Source organism: Pantoea sp. ARC270, assembly GCF_003236725.1.
Classification (GTDB): Bacteria; Pseudomonadota; Gammaproteobacteria; order Enterobacterales; family Enterobacteriaceae; genus Pantoea; species Pantoea anthophila.
The window spans coordinates 20,752-40,900 of sequence record NZ_PUGA01000038.1 but is presented as its reverse complement, the minus strand read 5'-3'; the positions used below and the strand labels follow the sequence as shown (position 1 = coordinate 40,900).

Below are 20,149 nucleotides of genomic sequence, written 5' to 3'. Positions count from 1 at the left end.
GTATGGGAATCGTCAGATTTTCATACGAGGCGCTGTTTCAAGACACCCTCTAATTTACCGGGCTTTTTGCTCACTCCCTGTGTGTATCGTCTTCTGCACCTTCGCAGCAGAGAAAAAACGGGTTTTGACTGAGGAAATGACACGTTATGAAAGGTTTTAAAATCAGCCTGGCCTGGCAGATTCTGACAGCCCTTGTGCTTGGTATCATTGTGGGCGCTGTGTTGCATAATCAGCCAGACAATCGTGAATGGTTAGTCACCAACATTCTCAGTCCGGCAGGCGATATCTTCATTCATCTCATCAAGATGATTGTGGTACCGATTGTGATTTCATCCCTGGTGGTCGGCATTGCCGGCGTCGGTGATGCAAAGAAGCTGGGACGCATCGGCGTCAAAACGATTCTCTACTTTGAAGTGATCACCACCCTTGCCATTGTGGTCGGTATTACGCTGGCCAACGTATTTCAACCCGGCACCGGCATCGATATGTCAACGCTGGCAACGGTGGACATCTCTAAATATGAAGCGACAACGGCAGAGGTGCAGGGCGGTCCGCACAGCCTGGTTGCCACCATTCTGTCGCTGATCCCGCAGAACATCTTCGCCTCAATGGTGAAGGGCGACATGCTGCCGATTATCTTTTTCTCGGTGCTGTTTGGCTTAGGCCTCTCGTCTCTGCCGTCAGAACAGCGCGATCCGCTGGTGAACCTGTTCCGTGGCATCTCTGAAACGATGTTTAAAGTCACGAACATGATCATGCGCTATGCGCCGGTAGGGGTGTTTGCGCTGATTGCGGTGACGATTGCCAACTTCGGCTTTGCCTCGCTCTGGCCGCTGGCCAAGCTGGTGCTGCTGGTTTACGTGGCGATTCTCTTCTTCGCCTTCGTGGTACTGGGCGGCGTGGCGCGTCTCTGCAAGCTGCGGATCACCACCCTGATGCGTATCCTGAAAGATGAGCTGATCCTCTCTTACTCCACCTCCAGTTCGGAAACCGTGCTGCCACGCATCATGGAGAAGATGGAAGCCTACGGCGCGCCGAAAGCGATCACCAGCTTTGTGGTGCCGACCGGCTACTCATTTAATCTCGATGGTTCAACGCTTTATCAGAGCATCGCGGCCATCTTTATCGCGCAGCTCTATGGCATTGACCTGTCACTGACCGACGAGATTGTGCTGGTGCTGACGCTGATGGTGACCTCGAAAGGGATCGCCGGCGTGCCGGGCGTGTCGTTCGTGGTGCTGCTGGCCACCCTGGGCAGCGTCGGCATTCCGCTGGAAGGCCTGGCATTTATTGCTGGTGTTGACCGCATCATGGACATGGCGCGTACCGCGCTGAACGTGGTCGGTAACGCGCTGGCGGTGCTGGTGATTTCCCGCTGGGAAAACCAGTTCGATGCAGAACAGGCGAAGGCGTACGAGCTGCAGCTGCGGACGCAGACCGCAGGCTGATCCTCCTCGTTCACGCAGAAAGGGCTCAACGAAAGTTGGGCCCTTTTTTATGTGGCTTAGTTCATACCGGGTCGATAGGGCAGATGTCCGGCTAAAACTTCTTTTCAAACAGCAGTAAAACAGCCTGAGGGAAGAAAATGTTCACCTGACGAGTAAAGCGTCCCACGCCAGGGACGGCGTGGGGCGAGCGTCATGGATGACGAATGCGTCTTTACGATCAGGTGAACCTTTTCTGACCGGCTCCGGTTTGACAACGACGTCACTCACATCCAGTGAAAAAAGATCTCCCCCAGCGAATTAATCATTCTTTATAATGTTTTCCAGTTTGAATAATTTATTCCTTTTGCGGAGCCCGCCATGAAACTCGACCTTAGCCAGATGATTACCGAAGGCCGCAACCCGGCCAGCCAGAACATTGACGAACTCTCCACCGAAGCGATGCTGCGCGTTATTAATGACGAAGATAAAAAGGTCGCGCTGGCAGTTGAGGCTATCCTGCCGCAGATCGCTGACGCCGTTGACGCCATCTGCGCCGCCTTCCGGGCCGGTGGACGACTGATCTACTGCGGCGCAGGCACCTCCGGACGGCTCGGTATTCTGGACGCCAGCGAATGTCCGCCCACCTTTGGCACCCCCCGCGAACAGGTTATCGGCCTGATCGCCGGTGGCCATACCGCCATCCTGCAGGCGGTTGAAAACGCCGAAGATAACCGGGAGCAGGGCGCGCAGGATCTGAAAGATATCCACTTCAGCCGCCACGATGTGCTGGTCGGTATCGCCGCCAGCGGTCGTACACCCTATGTGCTGGGCGCGCTGGCTTACGCGAACGAACTTGGCGCGACCACCGTGGCGCTCACCTGTAATCCGGACAGCGCCATGGCACAGGTTGCCGCGATTGCGCTCACTCCGGTGGTCGGCCCGGAGATTGTCACCGGCTCTTCCCGCATGAAAGCGGGCACGGCGCAGAAACTGGTGCTCAACATGCTTACCACCGGCGCGATGATCCGCAGCGGAAAGGTCTACGGCAATCTCATGGTGGATGTGGAAGCCACGAATCAGAAGCTGGTGCAGCGCCAGGTCAACATCGTCATGCAGGCCACGGATTGCGATGACGCCACGGCCCGCGCCGCGATCACCGCCTGCGGCGGACACTGCAAAACGGCCATCCTGATGGTGCTGGCCGGACTGGACGCCGATGAGGCAAAAGCGCTGCTCAGCCAGCATCAGGGCTTTATCCGTCAGGCTCTGCAGGCAGCGGGAGCACGCTGATGGCCAGCATCACCGTAGCACTGCTGCGCGATATCCTGCAGGCGGTCGGCGGGGCGCGCAATATCGCTGCCTGCGGCCACTGCATGACGCGGCTGCGGCTGACGCTCAATCAGGCCGGGCAGGCCGATCTGCCACGCCTGAAAAGCCTGCCGGGCGTGCTGGGCGTCATCGACAGCGAGGCGCAGCTTCAGATTGTCCTCGGTCCGGGGAAAGCGCAGACCGCCGCGGAAGGGATGCAGCGCCTGCTGTCACAGGAGGATATCTCGCCACCTCCGCGCCAGCAGACGGCGGATCTGGCGCAGCGGGCGGCGGAGCAGAAGCAGCAGCTCAGGGCGAAACAGACCCACGGCGTTCACCAGTTTCTGTCGCGTTTTGCCACCATTTTTACCCCGCTGATTCCGGGCTTTATCGGGGCGGGCCTGCTGCTCGGCTTCGCCACGCTCATTGAGCAAAGCCTGCACCTTAATGCGCCCGGCGACCATGCACCCTGGCTGCTGCACACCGTGGCGTACATGAAAGTGTTCGGCAAAGGGCTGTTCACCTTTCTCAGCATCCTGATTGGCTACAACGCGCAGAAAGCCTTTGGCGGCAGCGGCGTCAACGGTGCCATCATCGCCTCGCTGTTTGTGCTTGGCTATGTGCCCACTGCCACCACGGGTTACTACAGCGGCATGGAGAGCTTCTTTGGCCTCAGCATCGATCCGCGCGGCAACATTATCGGGGTGCTGATGGCGACGATTATCGGGGCATGGATTGAGAAACAGCTGCGCCGCATCATTCCCGATAACCTCGATATGATCCTCACTTCGCTGTTTACGCTGGTGATCACCGGCGCCATCACCTATCTGCTCATCATGCCGCTGGGCGGTGAACTGTTCAGAGGGATGTCATGGCTGTTCATCCATCTCAACAATAATCCCTTTGGCTGTGCTCTGCTGGCCGGGCTGTTCCTGATTGCGGTGATGTTCGGCATCCATCAGGGCTTTATTCCGGTCTACTTTGCGCTGATGGAAAGCCAGGGCTTTAACTCCCTGTTTCCGATTCTGGCAATGGCGGGGGCCGGGCAGGTCGGTGCAGCACTGGCGCTGTGGTGTAGAGCGGAGAAGGGGGCGCTGCTGCGGGCGCAGATCAAAGGTGCCATTGTGCCGGGCCTGCTGGGTGTCGGTGAACCTCTGATCTACGGCGTCACCCTGCCGCGCCTCAAGCCCTTCATCACCGCCTGTGGGGGCGGAGCGCTGGGCGGTTTCTTTATCGGACTGGTGGCGTGGCTGGGATTACCGGTGGGGATGAATACGGTATTCGGGCCATCCGGTCTGGTCACGCTGCCGCTGATGACGTCCGGACAGGGGATCTTCGCCGGGATGGCGGTCTATCTGGCCGGGCTGATGGTCGCCTGGACCGGCGGGTTTCTGCTGACCTGGTGGTTCGGCACCCGAAATGTTGACCTCAGCTGACGGACTGCCGGAATTCTGAAATCCGGCTAACGGATGAATAATCGCCCAAAAATGTGAAAGCCGCTGCAAAGTGGCTTTTTTCGCGGCAGAAATTTAATGGAATCGCTAAAGAGAGTACAGACGCATGCCGAAAACATAAAAAAAGGTAATCGTTATCTCTCAGCCTGCCGTTTTCCCGCTGACAGTTAAGCTGTCACGGGCAGAAGGTCGGGTCTTCAAGGATTTTTGATGCGTAACAACCAGCCTGTCTCTCAGCGTGAATATCTGTTCGACGATCATGCGACACTGATGTCCACCACCGATCTCAACAGCCACATCACCTACGCCAACGACGCCTTCATCGAAGCGAGCGGATTCACCGCCGACGAGATCAACGGCCAGCCGCACAATATGGTGCGCCATCCCGACATGCCGCCGGAAGCCTTTGCTGACATGTGGGCGACGCTGAAGCAGGGCGAGCCCTGGACCGCGCTGGTCAAGAACCGACGTAAAAATGGCGATCACTACTGGGTGCGGGCCAATGCCATTCCGGTGGTGCGTGACGGCAAAGTGCAGGGTTATATGTCAGTGCGCACTAAACCCACCCCGGAAGAGGTGCGTCAGAGCGAAGCGCTCTATCAGGATTTTCGTGAAGGCCGCGCCAGAGGGCGACGTTTCCACAAAGGCCTGCTGGTGCGCAGCGGCTGGAGGCGTCCCGCCTCATTGCTGAAGACGCTGCCCCTGCGCTGGCGGATCCGCAGCACCCTGCTGGCACTGCTGCCCCTGTCGGTGGCGGGTACCTGGGCGCTGGGTATGACACCGGCGGCCCTGGCCGGTTTTGCTGCCGGTATGGCCGCTCTGCTGACACTCAGCAGCCTGTGGCTGGAGCAGCAGATCTCCCGCCCGATCGAGCGGATGTGTCAGCAGGCCCTGCGCGTGGCGACCGGAGCCAGCCATCAGGTTGAGCAGATGGATCGCGTGGATGAGGTGGGCGTGACGCTGCGCGCCATCGGCCAGCTCGGCCTGATGTTCCGCTGGCTGGTGGATGATGTCAGCGGCCAGGCGATCAACGTCTTAAGCGCCAGCGACGCTATCGCCCGCAGCAATAACGAACTGAGTCGTCGCACCGAGCAGGCGGCTGCCAACGTGCAGCAGACGGCGGCCACCATGAACGAAATGACCGCGACGGTGAAAAGCAATACGGAAACCGCGCATGAGGTGAATACCCTTTCCGCCGACACCAGCAGTGCGGCGAGCAAAGGCGGCGAGGTGATGAGCGAGATGATGGAGATGATGGGCGAAATCGCCGACAGCTCGAAGCGAATCGCCAATATTACCAGCGTGATCGACGGTATTGCCTTCCAGACCAACATCCTGGCGCTGAACGCGGCCGTGGAAGCGGCACGGGCCGGTGAACAGGGTAAAGGCTTTGCGGTGGTGGCGGGTGAGGTGCGCAGTCTGGCGCAGCGCAGCGCCAAAGCGGCCAGTGAGATTAAAATGCTGGTCGAAACCAGCGCTGGCCGGGTCAAATCGGGCAATGAACACGCCAGCGCGGCAGGCCGGACCATGCAGGATATCGTGTCGCAGGTGCAGAATGTCACGGCACTGATTGCCCAGATCAGTGCCGCCACCGCCGAGCAGGCCACCGCACTCAGTGAGGTGAGTTCAGCGGTGGAAGATCTTGATGACATTACCCATCAGAACGCCGCGCGCGTATCGGAAAGCGCCGAGGCGTCGGGCCGCATGACCCATCAGGCAAACCGTCTGGTGGAGGCGATCAGCGTATTCCGCTAAGCGGCAGATGAGGCGGTCAGCGCCTGCGTGCCTTCGCGTCCGGCCCGCAGCGCGCCTGGCGACTGACCGACGATGCGTTTAAAGGCGCGGCTGAACGCTGCAATCGAACCGTAGCCGAGATGGTAAGCCACGGCTTCCACCGCTTCGCCATTGTTCACAATCCGCTGCACCGCCAGCCGCATCCGCAGTTCGGTCAGATAACGTAACGGCGTCATGCCGGTGGCGTTGAGAAAACGGCCGGCAAACACCGAACGCGAACAGCCCGCCACGCTGGCCAGCCGTGCGACCGTCCAGTTTTCGCCCGGCTCCCGGTGCATGGCGGCAATCGCCTGACTCAGCCGCGGATCGCGCATCGCCTGCACCAGCCCGCTCTGCTGGCCGCAGCCGTTCTCCACCCAGCCGCGCACAATCAGCGCGGCAACCACGTCGGCCAGACGCGACAGAATACCGGCAAATCCCGCCTGCCGGGTGCGCGACTCCCGTTCCATCGCCGCCAGGATCGGCTGAATCTCCGGATACTGCGACAGCAGGGTACTCACCAGCATCACATCCGGCATGGTATTGATCAGCGGCTGCATGCCGCCCAGTTCAAATGCCATACAGGCGCTGAACAGCAGCACGCTGTGCTCATCCTCACCGGCATCCTCCGGGGCGGCGATGGCGCAGACGCTGTCGCAGATCGGCTTGCTCGTCATATTTTTCACACACAGACAGGCCACCTCCTCGCCGGAGATCAGGCTGTGCGGTTTACCGTGCGGCACCAGCAGCGCATCGCCGCTGTGAAGCGGAAACACCTCACCGGAGGCGCTGCGCACCAGCAGTGAGCCGCGGCCGACAAAGTGAAACTGCGCCCGGCCCGGTGCGTTATCGAAGCGCAGCCCGAACGGTGCGCTTACGGCGATACGCTGATAGTTGACGCCATAAAGGCGCATCCCCATCAACAGCTCGCTGGTCAGGTCTCCATAGTGGCTCATGCGATTCCAGACGAATTATCAAAAATGAAGGTGTAAGCATCATAGATCGTCCTGACGCCTCACTCTATGCTCTCTCACACTTTTTTATCTTCCGGAGAAGCAGCATGAGTCTGACAACCGAAGTGGCTGATGAGGTTTCCTCGCCGACCCACCCCGCGTGGGGCGCAGTTTTTGCTATGGCGTTTGGGGTGTTCAGCCTGATTACCGCCGAATTTTTACCCGTGAGTCTGCTGACGCCCATGGCGCACAGCCTCGGCGTTTCAGAAGGGCAGGCGGGACAGACCGTCACCATTACCGCCCTGGTGGCGCTGTTTACCAGCCTGGTGACCGGCAGCGTCACGCGGCGTATCGACCGCCGCATCGTGATGCTGGTGTTCTCACTGCTGCTGATCGCCTCGGCGCTGATGGTGGCGTTTGCCGGCGATCTGACGGTGATATTGCTGGCGCGCGTGTTGCTGGGGATGGCGATAGGTGGCTTCTGGACGCTCTCAACCGCCATCACCATGCGTCTGGTGCCCGTCGATCAGGTGCCGCGGGCGCTCTCCATCGTCTTCAGTGGGATCTCGCTGGCGACGATTATCGCCACGCCGCTTGGCAGCTACCTCGGTGGCCTGGTGGGCTGGCGCAACATCTTTATGCTGACCGCCGGGCTGGGCGCGGTGGCGCTGCTGTGGCAGTTCTTTACCCTGCCCGCCATGCCGGCAGAGAACAAAGCCCGCAGCGGCGGCGTACTGACCCTGCTGCGGATCGGCGTGATGCGCTGGGGCATGCTGGCCGTGATCATGATGTTCACCGGCCACTTCGCCTTCTTTACCTATCTGCGCCCTTTCCTGGAAGGTGTGGCGCAGTTCAACCTTAATCAGCTGTCGCTGGCGCTGCTGGCCTTTGGTGTGGCGAACTTCTTTGGCAACTCGCTGGCCGGTTTTCTGGTGACCCGCAGCGTGTCGCTGACGCTGAGCGGGATGGCGCTGCTGATGAGCCTGACCGCGCTGCTGCTGGTGACTTTTGGCGGGGTCAGCTGGATAGTGGGAGCGGGCGTGGCGATCTGGGGCATGGCGTTTGGTTCGATGCCAACCGGCTGGTCAACCTGGATTTCGCGCGCGGTGCCGGATGATGCAGAATCGGGCGGTGGTCTGCTGGTCGCCACGATTCAGCTGGCGATAACTGTCGGCGCGGCGGCGGGCGGCTGGATGTTCGATCTGCGCGGCGCTGGCGGCGTATTTGTTGCCAGCGGGGTACTGATGCTGCTGGCTGCACTGACCATCTTCAGCCGGGTCCGGCACCACGGTTAATCTTCTGCAGGCAGCGGATTATGCTGCCTTTTCTTTCATGAGCGGGTGATTAACCTTTTGAGCGATAACTGTACGATGCGTGCTTTTTATGTTCAGTTTTTCTGAAAGAGATAAGCAAAACCCTCCGCTTTTTCCTGATCAACTTCCGGACTATTATTTCTATCAACAAGGCAGCACGTCTTACCTGATAAAAATCAACCGAGGAATTGACCATGAAATCTATCAAAACTTTTGCAGCTGTTATCGCGCTTTCTGTTCTGCCATTCGCCAGCTTCGCGCAATCTGTGACCGCCATCGACTCTACACTGGACGGTGCTGAAGCGAAAATTGCTGCGCAGGCTCAGGAAGCTGGTGCTTCATATAAAATCACTGAAGCTTACACCAACAACGGCGTGCACATGACCGCTGAACTGCTGAAATAATCTCTCTGCCCTCCCATGCTGACAGGACGCCTCCGGGCGTCCTGGCGGCGTTTCTGCGCGAATAATCCTGTCCCTTTCCTTCCGAAATAATTATTATTCTCAAAAACAAGATTCTCTCAGGCTGCTGGTCAGCTGTTTCTGGTTGCAATGTCGGGCTTTCATTTCACTGCGTCTGCGGTGAATTCACTCTGGAGAAGTTATGAAAGCGAATACCAATACGCGCCGGACGCTGCGTCCGCTGTTACTGGCTACGGCCCTGTTTTCTGCGTCAGGATGGCTGGCCGTGCAGGCAGAAGATCTGAATCAGGCGGTGGGCAAAGGGGTCTATGAACTGGCCGTCAGCCCGAAGGAGAAGGCGCTGTTCGTGGCGACAGCACAAAACAGCAGCGGCGAGGGCGGTACCGTGTTTCGTCTCGATCCCGCGACGCTGGCGGTGCAGAAGTCGATCGCCACGCCGCTGAAATCGTTTGGCGCGGCCCTTAACCCGCAAACCAACGTGCTCTATATCGGTAATACGCTTGACGGTTCAGTAACCGCGATTGATGCCAGCAGTGGCAACGTCCTCAACACGCGCGTGCTGGATGGCCGCAAGCGCAGCGAAACCGTGCGTCCGTTGCAGCCGCGTCAGGTGGCCGTGGATGTGAAAACTAACCGCGTCTATATCACCGGGCTGGGGCCGCAGAGCGTGGTCTGGGTCGTGGATGGCAGTTCGCTGAAACTGATCAGCACGATCCCGAACACCGGCAAAATGGGCACAGGCCTGGCAGTGGATTCAGCCGCGCAGAAGGTGTACGTCACCAATGCGGATGGCGAGCTGGTGACCATTGATGCACGCACCAATGCCGTTGAGAAAAAACAGAAGATTGATGGCGATAAAGCGCACTTCTTCCTGAACATTGCGCTGGATACGCGCGGTCAGCGTGCCTTCCTGAGTGATTCAAAGCAGGCTCAGGTGCTGGTGGTTGATCTGCGTAGTCAGCAGGTCATACAGCGGATTGCCGTTCCGGAATCGCTGGCGGTACTGTTCAATCCGGATCGCGATGAGCTCTATGTCACCCATCGCAAAGCGGGCGAGGTCAGCATCATCGACGCCCGCACCTATCAGGTTAAACGTACCGTAAAAACGCCGGCCCTGCCGAACAGTCTGGCGCTCTCAGCGGATGGCAACGTGCTTTATGTCAGCGTAAAGCAGCCAGGCTCGCGCAAGGCGCCGCCAGCGAATCCTGATAGCGTGATGCGCATTACTCTGTAAGGAACGCTCTCTGCGCGGGGAGGTAAACGGTTTTACCGCCGCGCTGTGTCACCGGAAAAGCCACTCTCACGGGTGGCTTTTTGTATTGAAAAGCACGCTTTTGGCCAGGACATGTCGCGGTTATGGGGCAACAGTTGCCCTTATAGCGAATAAGCTATAGTATGATTTATAGCTTATCCGCTATAAGGATGTTGCGATGTGGGATATCGATACAACCCATCTCTTTGACGAGTGGTTTGAGACCCAGACTGAGGCGCTGAAGGAGGATATGCTCGCCGCGATGATTATCCTTTCCGAGTATGGTCCTCAGTCAGGAAGGCGCTGATACGGTAGACGACTCTGACTTTCCAAATATGAAAGAATTAAGAGTGCAGCATCAGGGCAATCCGATTCGAGCCTTCTTCGCGTTTGATCCTGCTCGCCGTGGCATTGTGTTATGTGCTGGCGATAAAACCGGGGTTAAAGAAAAAAGATTCTATAAAGAGATGATCAAACTGGCAGATGCTGAATTCCGCAAACACTTGAAAAGAGGGGAAAATGGCTAATTTAAAAGAGCTGATGGCAAAGCAAAGCCCGGAAAGTCGTGAGCGTATTGCCGAAAAAGTGGACGAAATGCGACAGGTTATTGCCCTGAACATGTTGCGGGAAGAACTTAACCTATCCCAGACAGAGATGGCGCGAGCCATGGGGGTGAAGCAGCCAACCATTGCCAGAATGGAGCAGGCTGACAACGATCCACGCCTTTCTACGCTGAAGCGTTACGTTACAGCTCTGGGAGGCGAGATAAGTATTGATGTCAGACTGCCGACAGGAAAAAGAATTGCTTTTGACCTTTGAATAAAAAAAGCCACTTGTCAGAGTGGCTTTTTCGCCTCAATAAAGCGCCTGTGCGCTACACATCCTCTGACGCTTCGCGCATCATCTCGTCGTGCGGCACATCATCCAGAATCTGCTCGAAGCTGCGCAGACGTTTGTAGATGGACATCAGTTCAATCAGCGTCGACCAGGAGGCGATCAGATACTGGAACGAGCCGCGCACCTGATCAAACACGTTGGTGATCTGATTGAGTAAGCCCAGCGTAATGGTGCCCGCCACAATCGAAGGAAACAGCAGGAACAGACCAAACACGTTATCGACCTGCAGATAGAGAATGCGGGTGATGTTGAAGTAGAGATAGTGAAAGTAGAGACGGAAGTAGTTAACCCGCACCCGACTGAACAGCTCCTGCACCGTTTGTGGCCCGGCGCGATCGGCATTGTCTTCGCCGTAGACCAGCTCTTTACGGTAGGCGGCTTCGACCCGCTGGTTGCGGAACTCCAGCCCTGGCAGTTTAATCCCGACCAGCGCCAGTAAACCTGTACCAAACACCGACCAGAGCACCGCGGCAATCACCAGCGCGTAAGGGATATTACCGAGGAACGGGATATCTTTAACGTGATGGGAGAGCGCCACCAGTACCGGCAAAAATGCCACCAGCGTCATGATCGCCTGAATAAAACTGACGCCCCAGTTTTCCAGCGTGGTCGCAAAGCGCATGGTGTCTTCCTGCACACGCTGTGCGGCACCTTCAACATGTCGCAGCCGCTGCCAGTTGTGCATGTAGTAGTTATTCATGGCGGTACGCCAGCGGAAAACCCAGTGGCTGATAAAGAACGAATTGAGTACGCCAATCACCACCGCGATTAATGCGATGCCGAGAAAAGCCACAACCTGGTGGTAAAACTCAGCAATCTGCACCGATCCCGCTTTTGTCAGCGCTTTCTGGATCAGATCGTAAAACGGGCCATACCAGGCGTTGATGGCGACCCCGACCTGGACACCAAACCAGGTGACAAAAATGATCAGTGCCGATCCCCAGACTGACCAGCGTTGCCACGGATGAGAGTCGATCACCCGCCACGCCACGGCAAAAATGGCGACCATTATCCAGTAATAGAGATAGAACCAGATCTGACTCGCCGCGATAAAACGCGCTGCGGTCGTCGGCAGGGGCGCTTTGATGGCGGTTTCGAACATGGGCCACATGCCGGGCAACTGCTCAGCAAAACCAAACCAGGCAAAAATAGCGACTAAACTCCAGACGGCCGCTGAGCTGAAAAACAGCGCTGGCCGCGGAAAAAAAGACTTAAACATAGGCACTCCGCTGTTGTGTGTGGTCTTTTATAACGTTTTGGTTGCTTGCTGTCTGTAGTCTGTTGTTTCTGCTCATGACAGGACAGGGATGAATGTTAATGAAATTGTGCGGTTTTGTTTCGCGGAACTAAATCTTTGTGAATAGCAGTGTTACAATATGGCGGCTTGTTACCGGTAACAAACCGGCATCAGGGCCGGTATCTGCTGATAAAAACCACTACAACGCAACCACCTATTTTTTCATACCGCCATCCAGCGCGGGAATGAGGCAATGTCATGTCAGAACAAAAAAAGGGTCATTCACGCAGGGATTTTTTGCTGAAGACAATCACCCTGGCGCCTGCAATGGCGGTAGGGTCCACAGCGATGGGTGCTCTCTCCCTGCCGCTGACCGCACAGGCGGCGGAAACGCCGGCTGCACCGCAGAAGGCGCGTGATTATCAGCCCTCCTGGTTTACCGCCGAAGAGTATGCCTTTATCACCGCCGCCGTGGCGCGCCTGATCCCCAGCGATGAACGCGGGCCTGGCGCAGTGGAAGCGGGCGTGCCGGAGTTCATCGACCGCCAGATGAATACGCCCTATGCCACCGGATCGAACTGGTATATGCAGGGGCCGTTTAATCCCGATCTGCCGAAAGAGCTGGGCTATCAGCTGCCGCTGGTGCCGCAGCAGATCTACCGTCTCGGTCTGGCCGATGCCGACCACTACAGCAAACAGCAGCACGGTAAGGTGTTCGCTCAGCTCAGCGCGGAGCAGCAGGATGCGCTATTGCAGGCGATGGAGAGTGGCAGCGCCGAATTCAGCCAGCTGCCCGCTAAAACCTTCTTTGCCTTTCTGCTGCAGAATACCCGCGAAGGCTTCTTCAGCGATCCTGTCCACGGCGGAAATCAGGGGATGGTCGGCTGGAAGCTGATCAACTTCCCTGGCGCACGCGCCGACTTTATGAACTGGGTAGAGCGCGGTGAACGTTATCCGTTCCCGTCAGTATCGATTCGCGGGGAGAGAAGTTAAGCATGGCAAACGAAATGAAAAAAGTGGATGCGGTGATTGTTGGCTTCGGCTGGGCCGGTGCCATCATGGCGAAAGAGCTGACCGAAGCGGGCCTGAATGTGCTGGCGCTGGAGCGTGGGCCGCATCGCGACACCTATCCCGACGGCTCTTACCCGCAGTCCATTGATGAGCTGACCTATAACATCCGCAAAAAGCTGTTTCAGGATCTCTCTAAAAGCACCGTGACTATCCGTCATGATGCTTCGCAGACGGCGGTGCCTTATCGTCAGCTGGCGGCATTCCTGCCCGGCACCGGCACCGGCGGCGCGGGCCTGCACTGGTCAGGCGTCCACTTCCGCGTGGATCCGATTGAACTGCGGATGCGCAGCCATTACGAAGAGCGTTACGGCAAGAATTTCATCCCGGAAGGCATGACGATTCAGGATTTTGGCGTCAGTTACGATGAGCTGGAGCCGTTCTTCGACAAGGCAGAAAAAGTCTTTGGCACCTCAGGCAGCGCCTGGAGTATCAAGGGCAAGGTGGTCGGCAAAGATAAAGGCGGTAACCCGTTTGCGCCCGATCGCTCAGATAACTTCCCGCTGCCCGCCCAGAAGCGTACCTACTCGGCGCAGCTGTTTGCGCAGGCGGCGGAGTCGGTCGGCTATCATCCTTACGATCTGCCTTCCGCCAACACCTCCGGGCCTTATACCAACACCTATGGCGCGCAGATGGGGCCGTGTAACTTCTGCGGATACTGCAGCGGCTACGCCTGCTACATGTATTCCAAAGCGTCACCTAACGTGAACATCCTGCCTGCACTGCGCCAGGAGCCAAAGTTTGAACTGCGTAACAACTCGTATGTCCTGCGGGTCAATCTCAGCGATGACAAAACGCGCGCAACCGGCGTGACCTATGTGGACGGGCAGGGGCGCGAGCAGGTGCAGCCTGCTGACCTGGTGATCCTCTCCGCCTTCCAGTTCCATAATGTGCATCTGATGCTGCTGTCAGGCATCGGCAAGCCTTACAACCCGATTACCAACGAAGGTACCGTCGGCCGTAACTTCGCCTATCAGAACCTCTCTACCCTGAAGGCGCTGTTTGATAAAAACACCACCACTAACCCGTTTATCGGCGCAGGTGGCGCGGGCGTTGCGGTTGATGATTTCAACGCCGATAACTTCGACCACGGACCGCTGGGCTTTGTGGGCGGGTCGCCATTCTGGGTCAACCAGGCGGGGACCAAGCCGATCTCCGGCATGCCAGTGCCTGCCGGTACGCCAGACTGGGGCAGCAAATGGAAAGCGGCGGTGGCGGATACTTATACCCATCACCTGTCGATGGATGCGCACGGCGCGCATCAGTCCTACCGCGCTAACTATCTCGATCTCGATCCCAACTACAAAGATGTTTATGGGCAGCCACTGCTGCGCATGACCTTTGACTGGCAGGAGAACGACATCAAAATGGCGCAGTTTATGGTCGGAAAAATGCGCAACATCGCTGAAGCGATGAATCCGAAGATGATTCTGGGTGGCGCGAAAAAGCCGGGCACCCATTTTGACTCCACGGTGTATCAGACTACCCACATCAGTGGCGGTGCGATCATGGGCGACGATCCGAAAACCAGTGCGGTTAACCGCTATCTGCAAAGCTGGGACGTGCCGAATGTGTTTGTGCCAGGTGCCTCTGCCTTCCCGCAGGGACTGGGCTACAACCCGACCGGCATGGTGGCGGCGCTGACCTACTGGTCAGCTAAAGCGATTCGCGAAAACTACCTGAAGAACCCCGGCCCACTGGTGCAGGCATAAGGAATATGGCGATGAAAAATGGCATTCTGGCCCTGATTCTGGGCACCCTGACCTTTGCCGCGCTGGCGGATGAGAGCCAGGACAATCTGGTTAAGCGGGGAGAGTATCTGGCGCGCGCCGGTGACTGTGTGGCCTGCCACACCAGCAAAGGGGGCGCGACCTTTGCCGGTGGTCTGCCGATGGCCACCCCGATTGGCACCATCTACTCCACCAACATCACCCCCGATCGCACGACCGGTATCGGTGAGTACAGCTACGACGACTTCCAGAAAGCGGTGCGTCATGGTGTGGCGAAAAATGGCGATACCCTCTATCCCGCCATGCCTTATCCCTCTTACGCGGTCGTCAGCGATGAGGATATGAAGGCGCTTTACGCCTACTTCATGCATGGCGTGACGGCGGTGAAGCAGCCAAATCGCGACAGCGACATTCCGTGGCCGCTGTCGATGCGCTGGCCGCTGGCGATCTGGCGCGGAATTTTTGCGCCCGATGTGAAAGCGTTCCAGCCTGCCGCTCAGGAAGATCCGGTGCTGGCGCGCGGTCGCTATCTGGTTGAGGGGCTGGGCCACTGCGGTGCCTGTCACACGCCGCGCAGTTTCACCATGCAGGAGAAGGTGCTGACCAACGCCGAAGGCAACGACTATCTGGCGGGCAGCAGCGCGCCGATTGACGGCTGGACGGCCAGCAACCTGCGTGGTGATAACCGCGATGGGCTGGGGCGCTGGAGCGAAGATGACCTGCGTCAGTTCCTGCGTTATGGCCGTAACGATCAGACTGCCGCGTTCGGTGGGATGACCGACGTGGTGGAGCACAGCCTGCAGCACCTGAGTGAAGCCGATATCACCGCGATTGCGCGCTATCTGAAGTCACTGGGCGCGAAAGATCCGCATCAGGCGGCCTTCAGCGTGGATGATGCCACCGCCAAAGCACTCTGGCGCGGCGATGACAGCCAGACCGGCGCGGCGGCCTATGTCGACAGCTGTGCGGCATGCCATAAAACCGATGGCAGCGGCTATAAGCGTTTTTATCCGGCGCTGCGCGGCAACCCGGTGGTACTGGCCGACGATCCGACCTCGCTGATTCACATCGTGCTGGTGGGTGGGCAACTGCCTGGCGTGAACGGTGCGCCATCGACCATTACCATGCCGGCATTTGGCTGGCGGCTGAACGACCAGCAGGTTGCCGATGTGGTGAACTTCGTGCGTAACAGCTGGGGCAATAAGGCGTCAGAACCGGTGACCGCGAAACAGGTCGCGTCGCTGCGTAAAGATGAGAAGGATCGTCTGGGCAGTGCAGACATCCGGGTGCTGGAAGGCAAATAACCCGTAAAAAAGGCCGTCATCATCAGGTGACGGCCTTTTCTTTTAAATATTCTCCAGATCGATCCCACGGGTTTTCGGCCCGTAAATCCCTACCGACAGCATCACCATCAGCATGCTCAGCACGATGAACGTAATCACACCCGGCGTGCCGGCGTATTGCAGGATCACCCCGATTAAAATACTGCTGAATACCGTAGAGAGGCGGCTGAAGGAGTAGCAGAAGCCGACTGCCCGCGCCCGGATGTGGGTCGGGAAAATCTCGGTCTGATAGGCGTGGAAGCTGAAAGTCAGCCAGGCGTTGGACCAGGTAATCAGGAAGCCGCAGAGGATGAGCAGAACCGGCTGCGTCTGGAAGGCGAACAGCGTGCCGAATACCACCGTCATCAGCGATGACAGAACAATCTGCCACTTATTCTCCAGCTTGTCGGCATAGCGGCTGCAGATCAGCGATCCCAGCGGATAGGCCAGCGTGATAAAGAAGGCATAGAGCAGGCTGTGTGTCACCGTGGCACCGCGGCCTGACAGCAGCGCAGGCAGCCAGTTACCAAAGCCAAAAAAGCCGATCGCCTGGAAAAAGTTCATCACCACCAGCATCAGGGTGCGCTGGCGATAAGCGGGAGCCCAGATCTCACGAAAGCGCCCGCGTTTGGGCAGCTGGGCAGCCGCGTCATCGGGCAGGATAGCGGGCCCGGCCGGAATGCCGCAGCGCTGCTCCATCAACGATAACACCTCATGTGCTGTCTGATAGTGCCCCTGCTGCGCAAGCCAGCGTGCCGATTCCGGCAGATTTCTGCGCACCAGCCAGATCACCAGTGAACAGAGCGCGCCTGCGATCACGACCCAGCGCCAGCCTTCCAGACCGAACACGGTCTGCGGCACCAGCCACCACGACATCAGCGCGACGGCAGGCACCGATAAAAACTGCACGAAAAAGGCGTAAGCAAAGGCCCGGCTGCGCAGGTGGCTCGGCACCCATTCCGACAGATAGGTATCAATGGTCACCAGCTCGACGCCCAGCCCGATCCCCACCAGAAAGCGGAACAGAATGATCATCTCCGCGCTCTGCTGAAAGGCCATCAGCAGGGAAAAGAGCCCATACCAGAGCAGCGCACACATAAAGGTCAGGCGGCGGCCAAATCGGTCAGCGTAGGGGGCCAGCAGGCTGGCACCGAAAAAGAGGCCGAGAAAGGTGGCTGACGCAAACGCAGCCTGATCGGAGAAGCCGAGCACGCCCGCCTCACCGGTGTGAAAGACGCCCGCCGCCAGCAGGCCGGTGCTGATATAGCCGGTTTCAAACAGGTCGTAAAGTTCAAAAAAGCCGCCCAGCGCCAGCAGGGTGATAAAGCGCCATAAGCCAGCGGACGCGGGCAGCGCATCAATGCGCCCGGCTACGCTGTTGCGGGCCGCCGATGACGCGTGCATCGGCGGCAGGCGGGTGGAGTGAGTGGTCATATCAGCGTCAACCTCAGGCAGTGTGGGAAACACCCGCAGGCGGTTATGCAGAACGTCAACCGTTAGCAGGCGAAGAAATAGCAGAATAATCAATTCATCTGCCGTTGCCGAGAGGGGCGTTGCTGACGATTTAGCAACATACGTTGCAGGTTTTGCCATCCGTGGGCTTTTTCATGAAGCAGGCTGGGTGTACTATGTACTCCTCATGGAAGAGGCAGGAGTGAGCGATGAGTCAGGCAATTGAGTTTATCGAAACCCCGATGTTTACCCGACAGATAAAGCAAATCGCCACGGATGAAGAGCTTCGGGAGCTTCAGAGGGAGCTTATCGAGTCACCGGAGAAAGGCGATCTTATTCAGAAAACCGGCGGACTGCGAAAAATCAGGATGGCGACGGGCAATCAGGGTAAAAGCAGCAGCGCAAGGGTAATTTACTTTCTGGCTACCGCTGACGTGATTTACCTGATCATGGCTTATCCAAAGAATCTCAAAGAGAACCTCACGGATGCGGAAAAATCCGTGCTGAAAAAGCTGACACAAAGACTGAAAGAGGAGATATGACATGAGTTTTTTTGATGAGCTGAAAGCATCGCTGGAAGAGGCGGTGGAGATAAAAAACGGTGTCAGAGAACCCGCCCGTGTTACCCATTACGCGCTGGCAGATGTGAAGGCTATCCGGGCGCAGCTTAACGTCTCCCAGAGTGAAATGGCGGCGGCACTGGGAACCAGCCTTGATACGATAAAGAGCTGGGAAAGCGGACGCCGCAATCCGACCGGACTGGCAGCTAAAGTGCTGGCGACTATCCAGAAGAATCCCGCCTTCTTTCAGGAACTGGCTGCGCACTGACATAACTGCAGTGCCGCAGAAAACGTGCCAGCGTTTTGGCTGTATCGCTGGCACGGTGCCTTAAGGCAGTTGCGGCCAGACACCCGGCCCAATTGGTAGTCCCAGCCAGTACCAGGCGACCAGCAGCGCGATCCAGCTGATAAAGAACACCAGCGGATAGGGGAAGATCAGCACATAGTAGGTGCCGAGCTGCGCATCCTTCTGGTATCGCTGCAAAAAGGCGAGGAACAGCGGCAGAAAGGGCGACATCGGTGCCAGCGGCAGTACCGCCGAGTCAGCGATGCGGAAAATCATCTGGGCAAAGGCGGGATGGAAGCCGAGCAACATAAACATCGGCACGAACACCGGCGCCAGAATCGACCAGATGGCTGAGCCGCTGGCGATAAACATGCAGAGAAATGCCGACAGAAACATCAGGCCGAGAAATGCGGGCGCGCCGCTGACGCCTGCGCTCTCCAGCACGTCGGTCAGTCCAATCGCCATGAATTTGCCCATGTTGCTCCAGTTAAAGAACGCCACGAACTGCGACAGCGGAAAGACCATCACGATAAAACCCGCCATGCCTTTCATCGGATCGACCAGCAACTGCGGGATATCATCCGGACGGCGGATCTGCCGGGTGGCGACACCGTAGGCAATCGCCACCACAAAGAAGAACAGAATAATGATCGGCACAATGCCCTGAATAAATGGCGAGGGGATAATGGCACCGCTGGCGGGATTGCGCAGCGGCGCATGTTCCGGCATGACCAGCAGCGCCATCACGGCGATGAACAGTAGCGCGGCGATCCCGGCGGCCCGCAGGCCGCGGTTCTCCAGCGGCGTCAGCGCCGCCAGCTTTTCGCCGTTGCCCTGCCACTGCGGCAGGCGCGGCTCAACAAATTTGTCGGTCAGCAATGCACCCACAATCGTCAGCACAATCACCGAGGTGGCCATAAAGAACCAGTTATCGATGACGCTGACATGCACCGTATCGCTGACCGCTTTAGCGGCTTCGGTGCTGATACCTGAAAGCAGTACATCGGTGGTGACGATCAGCAGGTTGGCGGTAAAACCCGAGGCGACACCGGCGATGGCGGCCAGCAGGCCCGCAACCGGATGACGGCCCACCGCCAGAAAGATCAGCGCACCCAGCGGCGGCATCACCACCAGCGCCGCGTCCGAGGAGATATGGCTGAAAAAGGCGATGAACAGCACCATGTAGCTGGCGTAACGGCGGCTGACGCGTGACGCCATCTTAACCATCAGCGACTGCAGCAGGCCGACCTTTTCCGCCAGCCCGGCACCAATGACCAGCGCCAGAATCGACCCCAGCGGTGTAAAGCTGCTGAAGTTTTTGATGATGTTGGGCAGGATCCACTGCAGACCCGCGACGCTCAGCAGGTTATTGACCCGGACGATTTCGCCATTACCGGGGTTCTTCACCGCCAGATCCAGCGCACTGATAATGGCGGTTGCGACCATCAGTACCACAATCAGATAGACAAACAGTAAAAACGGGTTAGGCACTTTATTGCCTGCGCGTTCGATCCAGCTGAAGAGCCGGCCAGGACTACGGTTCTCGGAGGTTGCTTCCATGGTATGGGTTCTCTTCTTGTCGTCTTGTGACCCCCTTATCGATGGCGGCGCGGACTGACGCCGGTCGCGACAGGCGACAGGCGGTGAGTTCAGTTCCGGCCCCGCAGAATCAGGGAAGTGTTTGCACTCTTTTTA

General features: G+C 57.9%; 17 protein-coding genes and 1 pseudogene. 14 read left to right on the top strand and 4 right to left on the bottom strand.

Translation table 11 applies throughout. The features are described from left to right. Positions 1–146 precede the first annotated feature (146 nt). The 4 genes from gltP to CKF42_RS16535 all read left to right on the top strand — a co-directional run bounded on the left by gltP (position 147) and on the right by CKF42_RS16535 (position 5,944). Entirely contained in the window at positions 147–1,448 is a 1,302-nt protein-coding gene (gltP, locus tag CKF42_RS16550; protein WP_009092578.1) for a glutamate/aspartate:proton symporter GltP, read from the top strand. A 357-nt stretch (positions 1,449–1,805) separates the two neighbouring features. After that, a complete protein-coding gene (murQ, locus tag CKF42_RS16545) occupies positions 1,806–2,717 on the top strand; it encodes an N-acetylmuramic acid 6-phosphate etherase (RefSeq protein ID WP_111208677.1) in 912 nt (303 codons plus the stop codon). Further along, on the top strand, positions 2,717–4,171 hold the full coding sequence (murP, locus tag CKF42_RS16540; RefSeq protein WP_111208676.1) for a PTS N-acetylmuramic acid transporter subunit IIBC: 1,455 nt from the start codon (positions 2,717–2,719) through the stop codon (positions 4,169–4,171). The genes murQ and murP overlap by 1 nt, the downstream gene beginning before the upstream one ends. A 228-nt stretch (positions 4,172–4,399) precedes the next feature. Beyond that, complete coding sequence (locus CKF42_RS16535) at positions 4,400–5,944, top strand: PAS domain-containing methyl-accepting chemotaxis protein (RefSeq protein ID WP_111208675.1); 1,545 nt, start codon at positions 4,400–4,402, stop codon at positions 5,942–5,944. Here the strand turns inward: CKF42_RS16535 and CKF42_RS16530 are convergent. Next, positions 5,941–6,918: an AraC family transcriptional regulator gene (locus CKF42_RS16530; protein WP_111208674.1), complete on the bottom strand. Its 978-nt coding sequence runs from the start codon at positions 6,916–6,918 to the stop codon at positions 5,941–5,943. The two genes, CKF42_RS16535 and CKF42_RS16530, sit on opposite strands and share 4 nt — an antisense overlap. Positions 6,919–7,022: 104 nt before the next feature. Here CKF42_RS16530 and CKF42_RS16525 point away from each other — a divergent pair, with 104 nt between their 5' ends. From CKF42_RS16525 to CKF42_RS16505, 5 genes and pseudogenes are all read left to right on the top strand, one after another. Further along, complete coding sequence (locus CKF42_RS16525) at positions 7,023–8,210, top strand: MFS transporter (protein WP_111208673.1); 1,188 nt, start codon at positions 7,023–7,025, stop codon at positions 8,208–8,210. A 212-nt stretch (positions 8,211–8,422) separates the two neighbouring features. After that, the gene (locus CKF42_RS16520) at positions 8,423–8,632 is read left to right on the top strand and encodes a DUF1471 domain-containing protein (RefSeq protein WP_009092571.1); all 210 of its coding nucleotides are present in this window, start codon (positions 8,423–8,425) and stop codon (positions 8,630–8,632) included. 199 nt (positions 8,633–8,831) lie between these two features. Further along, a complete protein-coding gene (locus CKF42_RS16515; protein WP_111208672.1) occupies positions 8,832–9,884 on the top strand; it encodes a YncE family protein in 1,053 nt (350 codons plus the stop codon). A 196-nt stretch (positions 9,885–10,080) separates the two neighbouring features. Next, positions 10,081–10,429, top strand: a pseudogene (locus CKF42_RS16510) (type II toxin-antitoxin system RelE/ParE family toxin). Further along, on the top strand, positions 10,422–10,721 hold the full coding sequence (locus CKF42_RS16505; RefSeq protein WP_009092569.1) for a helix-turn-helix domain-containing protein: 300 nt from the start codon (positions 10,422–10,424) through the stop codon (positions 10,719–10,721). Before CKF42_RS16510 ends, CKF42_RS16505 begins: the two are co-directional and overlap by 8 nt. Positions 10,722–10,776: 55 nt before the next feature. Here CKF42_RS16505 and sbmA read toward each other — a convergent pair whose 3' ends face one another. Beyond that, positions 10,777–12,018: a peptide antibiotic transporter SbmA gene (gene sbmA, locus CKF42_RS16500; RefSeq protein ID WP_009092568.1), complete on the bottom strand. Its 1,242-nt coding sequence runs from the start codon at positions 12,016–12,018 to the stop codon at positions 10,777–10,779. A gap of 276 nt (positions 12,019–12,294) precedes the next feature. On the opposite strand from sbmA, the gene CKF42_RS16495 reads away from it, so the two are divergent. From CKF42_RS16495 to CKF42_RS16485, 3 genes are read left to right on the top strand one after another with little or no spacing between them, the layout of a single operon-like run. After that, positions 12,295–13,029 (top strand): gluconate 2-dehydrogenase subunit 3 family protein, encoded by a 735-nt coding sequence (locus CKF42_RS16495; RefSeq protein WP_111208671.1) that lies wholly within the window; start codon positions 12,295–12,297, stop codon positions 13,027–13,029. A gap of 2 nt (positions 13,030–13,031) precedes the next feature. Continuing rightward, positions 13,032–14,816, top strand: a complete 1,785-nt coding sequence (locus CKF42_RS16490; RefSeq protein ID WP_111208670.1) for a GMC family oxidoreductase — start codon at positions 13,032–13,034, stop codon at positions 14,814–14,816. 11 nt (positions 14,817–14,827) lie between these two features. Then, entirely contained in the window at positions 14,828–16,138 is a 1,311-nt protein-coding gene (locus tag CKF42_RS16485) for a cytochrome c (protein WP_058957011.1), read from the top strand. A gap of 42 nt (positions 16,139–16,180) precedes the next feature. Here CKF42_RS16485 and CKF42_RS16480 read toward each other — a convergent pair whose 3' ends face one another. Next, positions 16,181–17,590, bottom strand: coding sequence for an MFS transporter (locus tag CKF42_RS16480; protein ID WP_111208682.1), 1,410 nt, complete (start codon positions 17,588–17,590; stop codon positions 16,181–16,183). Positions 17,591–17,817: 227 nt separating this feature from the next. Between CKF42_RS16480 and CKF42_RS16475 the strand changes: the two genes are divergently transcribed. Next, on the top strand, positions 17,818–18,150 hold the full coding sequence (locus CKF42_RS16475; RefSeq protein ID WP_111208669.1) for a type II toxin-antitoxin system RelE/ParE family toxin: 333 nt from the start codon (positions 17,818–17,820) through the stop codon (positions 18,148–18,150). 1 nt (position 18,151) lies between these two features. Continuing rightward, complete coding sequence (nadS, locus tag CKF42_RS16470; RefSeq protein WP_009092561.1) at positions 18,152–18,436, top strand: NadS family protein; 285 nt, start codon at positions 18,152–18,154, stop codon at positions 18,434–18,436. 60 nt (positions 18,437–18,496) lie between these two features. On the opposite strand, the gene abgT is transcribed toward nadS, so the two are convergent. Beyond that, the gene (gene abgT / locus CKF42_RS16465; RefSeq protein WP_111208668.1) at positions 18,497–20,014 is read right to left on the bottom strand and encodes a p-aminobenzoyl-glutamate transporter; all 1,518 of its coding nucleotides are present in this window, start codon (positions 20,012–20,014) and stop codon (positions 18,497–18,499) included. Positions 20,015–20,149 lie beyond the last annotated feature (135 nt).